This window comes from Pseudomonas sp. B1-22, from assembly GCF_050474425.1.
In the GTDB taxonomy this organism is placed as follows: domain Bacteria; phylum Pseudomonadota; class Gammaproteobacteria; order Pseudomonadales; family Pseudomonadaceae; genus Pseudomonas.
In genome coordinates this window covers 193,807-205,480 of record NZ_JBCHVH010000001.1, presented here as the reverse complement: position 1 = coordinate 205,480, position 11,674 = coordinate 193,807, and the positions used below count along the sequence as shown (strand labels likewise).

The window sequence follows — 11,674 nt, the reverse complement described above, 5'->3', positions numbered from 1 at the left end:
CGATGGGGCGGCTATGATAGCGCGACTGACCACAACCGCCAGCGGAGATCGTCCGAATGACACCCTTTGCCCCCGTCTATGCCCTGCACGTCCTGGCCGCCCTGGTCTGGGTCGGCGGCATGTTCTTCGCCTGGATGGTGCTGCGCCCGGCCGCCGTCGCCGCGCTGGAAGCCCCGCCCCGGCTGAAGCTATGGCTGGAAGTGTTCCCGCGCTTTTTCCGCTGGGTGTGGGCGGCGGTGATCCTGCTGCCGGTGACCGGCGTGGGCATGCTGCACCTGAGCTTCAACGGCATGGCCGGTGCGCCGCGCTACGTGCAGGTGATGATGGGGCTGTACGTGGCGATGCTCGCGCTGTTCCTGCGCATCCAGGCCCTGCAACTGCCGGAGCTGCGCCGCGCGGTGGGCGCCGAGGACTGGCCGGCCGGCGGCGCCGCGCTGGGCAAGATCCGCAAGACCGTGGGCCTGAACCTGCTGATCGGCATGGCGCTGGTGGCCTTCGTCGCCGCACGCCCACACTGGTAAAGCCCGCACCGCCAAAAACAAGAAAGCCCGCCCGATTGCCGGGCGGGCCGCTGTTCAAGGGGGATGGATCAGAAGCGCTGCACTTCCAGGCGACCTTCGCCGCCCTTGGCACCTTCAACTCCGCCCTTGCCTTCCGAACCCGGTCCCTCGCCGGCTACCGAGTAGAACCAGCAACCCTTCTCGCTACTGCGCGGGCCGGCCTTGCCAGGCTTGCCGCCGGCCCCGCCGGCACCGCCTTCGAGCCGCACCTTCACCCGCTTGACGTCGAACTGCTCCGGCACCTCCAGACGCACCACGCCGCCGGCCGCACCGGAACGACCATCGGCACCATTCTGCCCGTCGCCGGCGGGCCTGCCGCTGCCCCACAGGCACCCGGAGGTCTGCGCGCTGCCGCCGTCCAGGCCGTCATAACCCGGCGCACCGACACCGCCGCGAACATCGATCAGCAGGTTCGCCACCTGCACGTCCTGCAGACGCAGCACCAGGTTACGGCCAGCGCTGGCCGGCTTCTCGAAGCTGCCTGAACTGCCTTGGGCGGCGATCACGCTGCCATCGGCCAGGTTGCCGTGCCGGACCTCGATCTGCAGCGTCTCGCCGCCGGGAAATACGCCCAGGCGCGCGTTCTTCGCCAGGTCCAGTTCGCCGATCTTCAGTACCTTCACCTGCGATGGGATCAGCAGCGCGCCTTCCGCGCCAACGCTGATGCGATCCAGGCTCAGGCTGTCGCCCTTAACCGGCAGACGCAGCACGGTGTTGGGCTGGACCGAAACGTTTCCGGCAGCCGAACACACCAGCGGCGCGAACAGCGCCAGTCCCAGCAACGACTTACGCATGGGTATCTCCTTCTACTTTTGCGGATGCCGGCTGCGGCAGGGTGGCGAAATGGAACACACCGAACAGCAGTATCTGCAGACGATCCATCCCCGGATGAGGACGGCCGTTCAGGCGACTGCGCAGTGCCACGACCTCGATGATGTGGATCAGCAGAATCAGCGCACCGGCTACATTGAGCAGCGTACTGAAGGGATGTGCGAAGGGCTGGATCAGATTGGCCAGCACCGCCAGCCAGAACAACAGGGCAATCAACTTGCCCAGGCCCAACAACGCTTTCATGAAATGCCCCCGTTTCTTCTTTGCCGGGAACATACCCTGCCGCCCGAAGCGATGCCAGTGGCAGGCCACTATGACAAAGGGGGCCAGATGGCCCCCTTTGCATACTCCGTCACGCCTGGATCATTGACGCGTGATCTTGATTTCCACGCGACGGTTCTCGGCGCGGCCTTCCTTGGTCTTGTTGTCGGCGACCGGCTGGCTCTCGCCGTAGCCTTCGACCGACTTGATGCTGCTGGCCGGAACGCCCTGATCCACCAGATAGTTCGCCACCGCATGAGCACGGCGTTCGGACAGTTTCTGGTTGTAGGCGTCGCTGCCGACGCTGTCGGTATGACCGGCGATATTCAGCTCGGTGGTCGCTGCCTCGCCTTTCAGGCGGCCGGCGATTTCGTTGAGCTTGTCCTTGTCCTGCGCATCGACCTTCGACGAATCGAAGGCGAAGTGCAGATCGCGCACGACGATGGTCTCTTCCTTGGGCAACGGAGCCGGAGCGGGTTCCGGAGCCGGAGCGGGCGGCGGGACCTCCGCCACTTGTTCTTCAGCACCATGCACCCAGCAATAGGATGCCCCCAGTACACCACCAATCAAGGCGCCCCAACCGGCCCAGGTGCTGTTTTCAATGGCACCCAGACCAGCGCCGCCGACACCGCCTACCACGGCGCACGTCGGCCAATCGGACTTCTGCAACCCTGCGCAGCCGGTAAGCAACGTGCTGACCAGCAGCAGGGGTAAAGCGGTCCTTGTAATGCTCATAAATTCATCTCTCCTCTAATGATCGGGTCTTGACCGACACTTACGGAGTAAAGACGGCACTCACAAAATGCGCCAGCACTAGGCCACGAGGGTGTCACACGCTAGTCTTCGCCCATTCATCCTCGCCTTCGACGAAACCCCATGATTTCGACACGCACACCGCAACAAGCCCTTGCCGCCCTGCTCGACCGCTATGCACCGCAGCGCCTGCTGCTGGTGGGCGCCAGCCAGATTCCCGCGGTGGATGCATTCTGCGCGGCGCATCCGGATTGCGAACTGTTTCACGCTCCCGCCGGCAGCCTGCCGGCGGACATCGCCGCGCACCGCTACGACCTGGCGCTGCTCGCCGACTGCCTGGAACACCTGCCGCGGCGCGAGGCGCAGCAACTGGTGGGGGGTATCCGCAATCTCAACAGCAGCAAGGTCGCCGTGCTGGTCGACCTCGACGCTGCGCAGGCGCAGGACACCGATTTCTATGCGCTGGCCATGCAGGCCAGCGAACGCTTCCAACGCGATTCGCAGGTGCTCACCCTGTTCACCTACGATCTGCACGAATACAAGCAGGTACCGGACTGGCTCAACGCCAAGTTCTGGGCCAACCCAGAGAATTTCGGGAAGTACTGGTGGTAAACCCATGAACATCAAGGGCTGACCTCACATTGACCGACCTCAACGCCATGCCCGAACAGGGCCAGGCGTCACCTGCCTGTAGCCAACACTGTCACTAGCTCCGGCAAAGACTGTCGGTCTGGCACTTCCGCCGCTCAGGAATCTACTACCTGAGGGCCGCCCTCGGGCCGCTCCTCGCGTAGCTTCACGCTCTCCCTCCGCTCCACTAATAGGCCGACCGCAGTGCCGTTCTCCAAGGTCATCTTCGGAGTAACACGGACTGCTCATGGCACCTCGTGATGGGCCTCATTGTGGGGCTTGGAGATGGCTATGCGACCAGGGGAGCCTCGTCATTATGATCAACACCATCATCAAAATGACGAAAATCGCATCAAAACGCTGCATATTGCGTCTTCTTTATGAACCCTACCAATTTTAGAATTCATTAGGTGAGCCCAATTTGATGGCGTACTCCATGCCAGCGGTCGCCTAATAGCTCATTGCCTTACATGCACCCGCCGCCCTCCCGGCGCAGGCGGAATTATAATAAATCCAATAATGACTTTTAATAATGACCACACCAAATTCAAGTATTCAACCAAAACCCGATCCTGACTACCTGAAGCAGGAGACGGGAAAATGAGCAAGCCAAAAAACACCCTGAAACGAACACTATCAACACGCCACCTGAATATGATCGCCATAGGTGGCTCAATTGGCACGGGGCTATTTGTAGCAACAGGTGCTTCTATTGCCAGTTCGGGTCCCGGGGGAACCCTCCTGGCGTACGCATTGATCGGGGTAATGGTTTACTTCCTGATGACCAGTCTTGGCGAAATGGCCGCGTACATGCCTGTCGCCGGCTCATTCAGCACTTACGGAAGTAAATTTGTTGAGAGCGGCTTCGGATTTGCACTAGGCTGGAACTATTGGTTCAACTGGGCCGTGACCATCGCCGCGGAACTTGTAGCCGCCCAGCTAGTTATGAAGTTCTGGTTCCCAGACACTCCTGGAATTTATTGGAGCGGCGCTTTCCTGGCAATAATATTCTTGCTGAATTTCGTATCAGTACGCTGCTTTGGTGAAAGCGAATTCTGGTTCGCACTAATTAAAGTCCTGGTGGTAATCGTATTCATCATTATAGGATTAGCCACTATTTTTGGATTGATGCACGGAATAGAATCACCTGGATTTAAAAACTTCACAACTGGCGACGCACCGTTCGCAGGCGGCTTCCAAGCCCTGGTTGGAGTTGTAATGATTGCCGGCTTCTCGTTTCAAGGCACGGAAATCGTAGGCGTTGCGGCAGCAGAATCCCAAAATCCCAGTAAAAACGTACCTATTGCTGTTCGCCAAGTATTCTGGCGCATCACGCTATTCTATATTCTTGCAATCTTCGTGATTGGAGCACTGATTCCATACACTGATCCAAGTCTATTACGCAACGAAACGACGGACATTAGCGTCTCCCCATTCACCTTGCTTTTCGAACGTGCCGGTTTTGCATCAGCGGCTGCGCTAATGAACGCCGTCATCCTAACCGCCATTCTCTCGGCAGGTAACTCAGGAATGTATGCATCTACCCGCATGCTCCATAGTCTTGCCGAGCAGGGTAAAGCGCCCAAGATTTTCGCTAAAATCTCGCGCAATGGGGTGCCACGCAATGCACTTTATGCAACCACATTGATCGGCGCACTTTGCTTCCTGACGTCCGTATTTGGCGATAAATTCATATACAATGCACTACTCAACACTTCGGGCATGTGCGGATTCATTGCATGGCTGGGGATTGCCGTCTCTCATTATCGCTTTCGAAAAGGCTTCCTTGCTCAAGGAGGACGTTTGGAAGAACTGCCTTATCGAGCCACTCTCTTCCCATTTGGCCCGCTGTTTGCCTTTAGCCTCTGCATGATAATTGTTCTTGGCCAGAACTATAGCGCATTCATCGGTGAGCATATCGACTGGAGCGGTCTCGTAGCCACCTATATTAGTCTGCCACTATTCCTTGCAGTCTGGCTTGGTTATCGAATCAAGCACGGCACTCGACTGGTAAATTATAATGAAATGGATGTAGAAGGAAATCGGGTAGACGAACCCCTACCTTTACAAGCACATCTACAGCTAAGCCATCGCTAGATTGCCAAGCGCTAATACTGACGAAAATCTGGGCGTTGTGTTACGTGATCACGCAGCGCCCAGACAGTATTTCAACATCCGCGGCGCAGCACACTAATATTTTCATACATTCAACAATCAAACGTAACCGGCAAAAACAATACATACCTGTGTATTTTCAAACATGAGACTGACCGCCCATGTCCGAATTGCGTCCGGCCACCCTTGATGAGATTGACCTTCAACTCATTGCAGCCCTGAAGATAAACGCCCGTGAAACCGTGGCTGTCCTTGCCCGAACTCTAGGCATCGCCCGCACAACTGTGAACTCGCGACTATCCAAGCTTGAAAGTGCCAAAATCATCACTGGATATGGAGTTCGCCTGGGACAGCAGCTGCTTGATGGTGGTTTGCAAGCTTACGTCGGGATCACCGTCCACTCACGATCAGGGAAGGATGTCGTAAAGCGACTAAGTGCAATGTCAGAGGTAGAACAACTGTGTGCTGTTAGCGGCGAGTTCGACTACGTTGCCTGGTTACGTTCAAACTCGCCTGAGTGCCTTGATAAAATTTTAGATCAGATTGGAAGTCTAGAAGGCGTTGCAAAGACCACCACGTCCATTATCCTCAGCAGTAAAATTGATCGCGGGCATCCTCTTTGATCTGTTTCTTCGGAATTGTAAATAGCTTTACAAAACCGCCTCCTTACCAATAAAACTGCTTCTGGCCATATTCTTCCGGTCATGCCTCGCAGACCAGTTCCATCGACACTTCTGGTTACAGCGCTCCCATCGCGAAGATCGCCAAAGCGATTTCGAAAGCTCACACGGGCTGAGTTCCCTCGCACGGCCCTACGGGTCCCTCGAGCTCCTCGCGAACCGTCACCAATGGTGTAACCTTCGTGTCACCAGAACACTTTGAGGACCGCCATGAAGCCCGCTACGCTTGGCCTGCAGCCACCTACGTCCCGGTTCTGGGCCAAACCGGAAAACTTCGGAAAGTACTGGCGGTGACCATGACCGAACCGACCTGCCCCTGCGGCAGCGGCCGTCCGCTGCCCGAGTGCTGCGGACGCTTCCATGCAGGCACAGCGGCGCCTACCGCCGAAGCCCTGATGCGTTCGCGCTACAGCGCCTATGCGCTGGGCCTGGTGGACTACCTGCAGGACACCACCCTGCCCGCCCAGCAGCAGGGCCTGGACCTGGACGCCATCCGCGCCTGGAGCCTGGGCAGCACCTGGCTGGGCCTGGAGGTGGAGAGCCACGAGGTGCTCGGTGGCCAGCCGGAACATGCGCGGGTCACCTTCGTCGCCCGCTGGCACGACAGCAACGGCGAACACAGCCACCGCGAATGCTCGGGGTTCGTCCAGCGCGAAGGCCGCTGGTACTTCCTCGATCCGACCGTGCCGATGAAGCTGGGGCGCAACGATCCCTGCCCCTGCGGCGCCGGCGGCAAGCTGAAAAAGTGCTGCGGCCCCTGGATAGAGTGACGAGGCCAGGGACGACTGGCCATTCGTGGTTGTGCGCCCAAGGCTCCGGACCCGACTAAGGTGTGAAGGCGCCCCACTTGGGGCCGGCAGGCGTCTCGGCTAGAATCCGCGCCTTTTTCGGGGCGGCGGTCCTTCGCCGCACCGATTCCCCCAGTCGGACCTCGCCATGCTGCTCACCGTTCTCTACATCATCGCCATCACCGCCGAAGCCATGACCGGCGCATTGTCCGCCGGCCGCCGCAGCATGGACCTGTTCGGCGTGGTGCTGGTGGCCTGCGTCACCGCCCTGGGTGGCGGCTCGGTGCGCGACATGCTGCTGGGCCACTACCCGCTGACCTGGGTGCGCCATCCGGAATACCTGGCGCTCACCGCCGCCGCTGCGCTGGTCACCGTGTTCATCGCTCCGCTGATGCGCCACCTGCGCTCGCTGTTCCTGGCGCTGGACGCCGTGGGCCTGGTGGCCTTCACCCTGATCGGCTGCCAGGTCAGCCTGGAGATGGGCCACAGCCTGCTGATCGCCGCGGTCAGCGGGGTTATCACCGGGGTCTTCGGCGGCATCCTGCGGGACATCTTCTGCAACGACGTGCCGCTGATCTTCCGCCGCGAGCTGTACGCCAGCGTCTCCTTCGCCAGCGCCTGGTGCTACCTGATCTGCCTGCAGATCGACCTGCCCAAGGAGCAGGCCATGCTGATCACCCTGTTCGCCGGCTTCCTGTTCCGCATGCTGGCGATCCGTTTCCGCTGGGAAATGCCCAAGTTCGTCTACAAGGACGACCCGCAGCAGGGCGACTGATCAGTCCGCCAGCTTCAGGTGGCTGGTGTCCGGCGCCGGGCCTGCGGGCGCGGCCTTGGCCTGACCCATGTCGCTGCCGACCGGCGCCAGGCTGAACTGGCTGAGGTCCACGCTCGGCGCCTGGGCGTCGGGCTTGTCGTCCTGCAGATCGGCGCCCACCGGCGCGAGGCCGAAGTCCAGCGCCTCGACATCGGCGAAGGCGGCCATGTAGCCGTCACGTGGCGCAACCTGCAGGCGCCCCGGAGCCGCCGTCGCGCCGGCCTGGGCTTGTTCGGGATCGGCGGCCGGCGGCGGCGCCAGCTCGATCTCCTCGATCGGCGCATCCATGTCCACCACCTCGACGATGGCGCCGGCACGCTCGATCACGCTGCGGTACTTCTCTGCCGCCGCCTCATCCAGGTTGTTCTTGATCACCATGCGCCGGCCGGAGAACAGCAGTTCGATACGCTGCGCATCGGCCTGGAACAGCCTGGCCAGGTTGGCCTTCACGCTGTCGAGCTGGGCGCCCGGTACGGTCCGGCCCGAAAAGGCGATCTCATAGCGGCTCATCGTCACTCTCCTGTGTTAACCCGCCGGTTACATTCGACCAGTATGGTGCAGCTTTTTTTAACGTAACAACAACTTGCAGCCGAGCAGGTGCTTGGTACACTGGGGGCGCCTTAGGGGATAGACATGAATTATCAGGCGCAAATGATAAGAATTCTCAGCCTGTTCTGGCTGTTCAGCCTCGTGTCAGGTTGCAGTTGGATCGCGGGCGATTTCCAGCAACCCGACGTGAAGCTGCAGAAGGTCGACGTCGTCAAGGCCCGCTTGCTGGAGCAGGAATTCGTCCTGCACTTCCGCATCGACAATCCGAACGACTTCAGCCTTCCAGTCCGCGGCCTGGCCTACAAGGTCAAGCTCAATGATGTCGACCTGGCCGAAGGCGAGTCGAATAATTGGTTCACAGTCCCCGCCAATGGCCACGAAACCTTCGAGGTACCGGTGACCACCAACCTCTGGCGGCACATGAAGTACATCGTCAAGCTGCTGGAAAATCCCGACAAGCCGATCCACTACAGCCTCACCGGTGAAGTGAAAACCGGCCTGCTGTTCGGCCAGAGCGTGCACATCGCCCGCAATGGCGAGATAATTCCCGGCGATTTCATCCCCGAGTGAGCGTCACCATGAGCCAGGAACCCCACGTACACGGTCCGAACTGCAACCACGACCATGATCATGACCACCACCATGACCACGGCCACGTGCACGGCCCGCACTGCAACCACAGCCACGAGCCGGTGCGCAACCCGCTCAAGGATGTCGGTCGCAACGACCCTTGCCCCTGCGGCAGCGGCAACAAGTTCAAGAAGTGCCACGGCGCCTGACAACGACGCCGAGCACCCCGTAGAAGGCCCGCCCAGCGCGGGCCTTCTGCTGTCCGCCCCACGTCTTTGCCGATGGCCGAAAATCCCGCCGTGCGTGGCTTGCGCGGCTCTTCCCGGCTCACTAACGTAGCGCCTTTCCCGCGATCCCTTGTGCAGGAGCACACCTTCATGGCCCCGCGAGCCTTCCGCCGGCTTCCCAGCTTCGGCCTTGCCGCCACCCTCAGCGCCGCCGTCAGCCTCGCCGGCTGCCAGAGCTGGCTGAACGACCACTATGCCGACAGCCTGACACCGACCTCCGGCGTGCAGCCGATCAAGGGCCTGGCGGACAACGTGTCGATCCGCCGCAACAGCCTGGGAATGCCGCTGATCGAGAGCAGCAGCTTCCACGATGCGCTGTTCACCCTGGGCTACGTGCACGCCAGCGACCGTATCAGCCAGATGGTCGGCCTGCGCCTGATGGCCCAGGGGCGCCTGTCGGAAATGGTCGGCCCCGGCGCGCTGGAGACCGACCGCTTCATGCGCACGGTGAACCTGAAGAAGGCCGCTGACGCCCTCTATTCCGGCTCCTCGCCGCGCCTCAAGCACTTCTTCGAGACCTACGCGCGCGGCGTCAACGCCTACCTGTTCCGCTACCGCGACAAGCTGCCGATGGACCTGGCCGAGTCCGGCTACCACCCCGAGTACTGGAAGCCGGAAGACTCCGCGCTGGTCTTCAGCCTGCTGAACTTCGGCCTGGCGGTGAACCTGCAGGAAGAGATCGCCTCCCTGGTCATCGCGCAGAAAGTCGGCGCCGACAAGCTGCCCTGGCTGACGCCGATCTACCCGGACGAGGCGCTGCCCTTCGACGAGGCAGACAAGCTCAAGGGCCTGCGCCTGGAAGGGAAGATCGCCGGCCTCGACGCGCTGGACCGCGCCGCCGGCCAGGTCGCCGCGCTGCAGATGATGGGCGTCGCCGCCTCCAACAACTGGGCCATCGCCCCGCAGCGCAGCCGCAGCGGCAAGAGCCTCCTGGCCAACGACACCCACCTGCCGCTGTCCATGCCCTCGGTGTGGAACTACGTGCAGATCCGTTCGCCGAAATTCAGCGCCGCCGGCGTTTCCATTGCCGGCGTGCCGGGCGTGGTGGCCGGCTTCAACGGCAAGCTGGCCTGGGGCATGACCATGGTCATGGGCGACAACCAGGACCTGTTCCTGGAACAGGTGAAGCGCCAGGGCAGCAAGCTCTACTACCTCGCCGATGGCCAGTGGAAGCCGGCGGTCGAGCGCAACGAGACCTTCTTCATCAAGGGCCAGAGCCCGGTCCGCGAAGTCATCTACGAGACCCGCCACGGCCCGCTGCTCAACAGCGCGCTGGGCGAGCGCAAGCACGACCTGCAGCCGCTGCCGCTGACCAGCGGCTACGGCATCGCCTACCAGAGCATCCAGGGCGAGACCGACCGCACCCTCGACGCCTTCTTCGACCTGTCCCGCGCCAAGAGCGTCGAGCAGGCGTTCGACGCCACCCGCGACGTCCGTGCGATGGCGCTGAACATCCTGTTCGCCGATGAGAAGCACATCGGCTGGCAGGTCACCGGGCGCTTCCCCAACCGCAAGGAAGGCCGCGGCCTGCTGCCCTCCCCCGGCTGGGACGGCCGCTACGACTGGGACGGCTACGCCGACCCGATCCTGCATCCGTCCGACCAGGACCCGTCGCAGGGCTGGCTGGGCACCGCCAACCATCGCACCGTGCAGCCCGGCTACGGCGCGCAGCTGTCCAGCTCCTGGTACTACCCGGAGCGTTACGAGCGCATCGCGCAACTGGCCGGCGCCAGCAAGAGTCACGATTACCGCAGCATGATCGCCATGCAGTACGACCAGACCACGCCCTTCGCCGGCAAGCTGCAATCCATGCTCGACGCACCTGGCATGACGCAGCCGCTGAAGAAAGCCATCGACGCCCTGCCCGCCGACCAGCGCGCCCGCGCCCGCGAAGCGCTGGACCGGATCATGGCGTTCGACGGCAAGCTCTCGGCCACCTCGGGCGACGCTGCGCTGTACGAAGCCTTCCTGCAGGAAAGCACCAGGCAGATATTCCTCGACGAACTCGGCCCGGAAGACAGCCCGTCCTGGAAAGCCTTCGTGGAGAACGCCAACCTCTCCTACTCGGCCCAGGCCGACCACCTGCTGGGGCGCGACGACAGTCCGTTCTGGGATGACACCCGCACTCCGCAGAAGGAAGACAAGCCGGCAATCCTCGCCCGCAGCCTGGCCGCCGCCACCGCCTTCTGCGAGCAGAAGCTGGGCAGTGACCGCCGCGCCTGGCAGTGGGGCAAGCTGCACACCTACGAGTGGGTCAGCGACAGCACCAAGATGGCGCCCAACCTGAGCGCCAGCGAGCGCGCCAGCCTCGGCGCGATCAAGGGCTACCTGGACCGCGGCCCCTACCCGGCCGGCGGCGACCACACCACGCTGAACGTCTCGGCCTACCACTGGGGCCAGGACTTCGACACCTGGCTGATCCCGGCCATGCGCATCGTCGTCGACTTCGGCCAGAGCGAGCCGATGATGGGTGTCAACAGCAGCGGCCAGTCCGGCAACCCGGCCAGCCCCCACTATGCCGACGGCATCGATGCCTGGTTGAAGGGCAACTACATGAGCTTCCCCTTCCAGTCGCAGAACCTGGACAAGGTCTACGGCACGAAGCGCCTGACGCTGGTGCCGGGCAAGTGATCGACTGAGAAATTTCTCCGGGGACGGGAACTTGTGTCCCGCCCCGGAATCAGAACAGTCGACTTACTCCATGATCATTTTCAGGCACCTTCGGGTGCCTTTCTTTTTTCTGCCGCGCACCATCCCGTTACCCGACGCCTCACTCCCGCGCCCCAACCGGGTGCGCACGCCGGAGTTGCCGCTGCTATACCTTTTGCAGGACCGC

13 protein-coding genes are annotated in these 11,674 nt (G+C 61.7%); 9 read left to right on the top strand and 4 right to left on the bottom strand.

The genetic code is table 11. The features are described 5' to 3' along the window. The first annotated feature begins 56 nt into the window (after positions 1-56). A complete protein-coding gene (locus ACQ5BL_RS00930; RefSeq protein WP_243805914.1) occupies positions 57-521 on the top strand; it encodes a CopD family protein in 465 nt (154 codons plus the stop codon). Positions 522-589: 68 nt separating this feature from the next. On the opposite strand, the gene ACQ5BL_RS00925 is transcribed toward ACQ5BL_RS00930, so the two are convergent. The 3 genes from ACQ5BL_RS00925 to ACQ5BL_RS00915 all read right to left on the bottom strand — a co-directional run bounded on the left by ACQ5BL_RS00925 (position 590) and on the right by ACQ5BL_RS00915 (position 2,387). Further along, positions 590-1,354, bottom strand: a complete 765-nt coding sequence (locus ACQ5BL_RS00925; protein ID WP_243805917.1) for a collagen-like protein — start codon at positions 1,352-1,354, stop codon at positions 590-592. Next, positions 1,347-1,634: a DUF1145 domain-containing protein gene (locus tag ACQ5BL_RS00920; protein WP_243805918.1), complete on the bottom strand. Its 288-nt coding sequence runs from the start codon at positions 1,632-1,634 to the stop codon at positions 1,347-1,349. The genes ACQ5BL_RS00925 and ACQ5BL_RS00920 overlap by 8 nt, the downstream gene beginning before the upstream one ends. Positions 1,635-1,754: 120 nt before the next feature. Further along, positions 1,755-2,387, bottom strand: coding sequence for an OmpA family protein (locus ACQ5BL_RS00915; RefSeq protein ID WP_207885172.1), 633 nt, complete (start codon positions 2,385-2,387; stop codon positions 1,755-1,757). A 141-nt stretch (positions 2,388-2,528) separates the two neighbouring features. Here ACQ5BL_RS00915 and ACQ5BL_RS00910 point away from each other — a divergent pair, with 141 nt between their 5' ends. The 5 genes from ACQ5BL_RS00910 to ACQ5BL_RS00890 all read left to right on the top strand — a co-directional run bounded on the left by ACQ5BL_RS00910 (position 2,529) and on the right by ACQ5BL_RS00890 (position 7,393). Then, positions 2,529-3,017, top strand: a complete 489-nt coding sequence (locus ACQ5BL_RS00910; RefSeq protein WP_207885173.1) for a DUF6231 family protein — start codon at positions 2,529-2,531, stop codon at positions 3,015-3,017. A 618-nt stretch (positions 3,018-3,635) separates the two neighbouring features. Then, positions 3,636-5,132, top strand: a complete 1,497-nt coding sequence (locus tag ACQ5BL_RS00905; protein WP_243805920.1) for an amino acid permease — start codon at positions 3,636-3,638, stop codon at positions 5,130-5,132. A 179-nt stretch (positions 5,133-5,311) separates the two neighbouring features. Next, on the top strand, positions 5,312-5,773 hold the full coding sequence (locus ACQ5BL_RS00900) for an Lrp/AsnC family transcriptional regulator (RefSeq protein ID WP_207885175.1): 462 nt from the start codon (positions 5,312-5,314) through the stop codon (positions 5,771-5,773). A gap of 353 nt (positions 5,774-6,126) precedes the next feature. Next, the gene (locus tag ACQ5BL_RS00895) at positions 6,127-6,600 is read left to right on the top strand and encodes a YchJ family protein (RefSeq protein ID WP_243805922.1); all 474 of its coding nucleotides are present in this window, start codon (positions 6,127-6,129) and stop codon (positions 6,598-6,600) included. A gap of 166 nt (positions 6,601-6,766) precedes the next feature. Beyond that, a complete protein-coding gene (locus ACQ5BL_RS00890) occupies positions 6,767-7,393 on the top strand; it encodes a trimeric intracellular cation channel family protein (protein WP_152221280.1) in 627 nt (208 codons plus the stop codon). Here ACQ5BL_RS00890 and ACQ5BL_RS00885 read toward each other — a convergent pair whose 3' ends face one another. Next, positions 7,394-7,942, bottom strand: coding sequence for a hypothetical protein (locus ACQ5BL_RS00885; protein ID WP_243805924.1), 549 nt, complete (start codon positions 7,940-7,942; stop codon positions 7,394-7,396). A 123-nt stretch (positions 7,943-8,065) separates the two neighbouring features. On the opposite strand from ACQ5BL_RS00885, the gene ACQ5BL_RS00880 reads away from it, so the two are divergent. The 3 genes from ACQ5BL_RS00880 to ACQ5BL_RS00870 all read left to right on the top strand — a co-directional run bounded on the left by ACQ5BL_RS00880 (position 8,066) and on the right by ACQ5BL_RS00870 (position 11,469). Beyond that, the gene (locus tag ACQ5BL_RS00880; RefSeq protein WP_207885178.1) at positions 8,066-8,551 is read left to right on the top strand and encodes an LEA type 2 family protein; all 486 of its coding nucleotides are present in this window, start codon (positions 8,066-8,068) and stop codon (positions 8,549-8,551) included. An 8-nt stretch (positions 8,552-8,559) separates the two neighbouring features. After that, on the top strand, positions 8,560-8,760 hold the full coding sequence (locus ACQ5BL_RS00875; RefSeq protein ID WP_207885179.1) for an SEC-C metal-binding domain-containing protein: 201 nt from the start codon (positions 8,560-8,562) through the stop codon (positions 8,758-8,760). Positions 8,761-8,928: 168 nt separating this feature from the next. Next, positions 8,929-11,469 carry a penicillin acylase family protein gene (locus tag ACQ5BL_RS00870; RefSeq protein ID WP_243805926.1) on the top strand — a complete coding sequence of 847 codons (2,541 nt, stop codon included), beginning with the start codon at positions 8,929-8,931 and terminating at the stop codon, positions 11,467-11,469. The last annotated feature ends 205 nt before the right edge of the window (positions 11,470-11,674 follow it).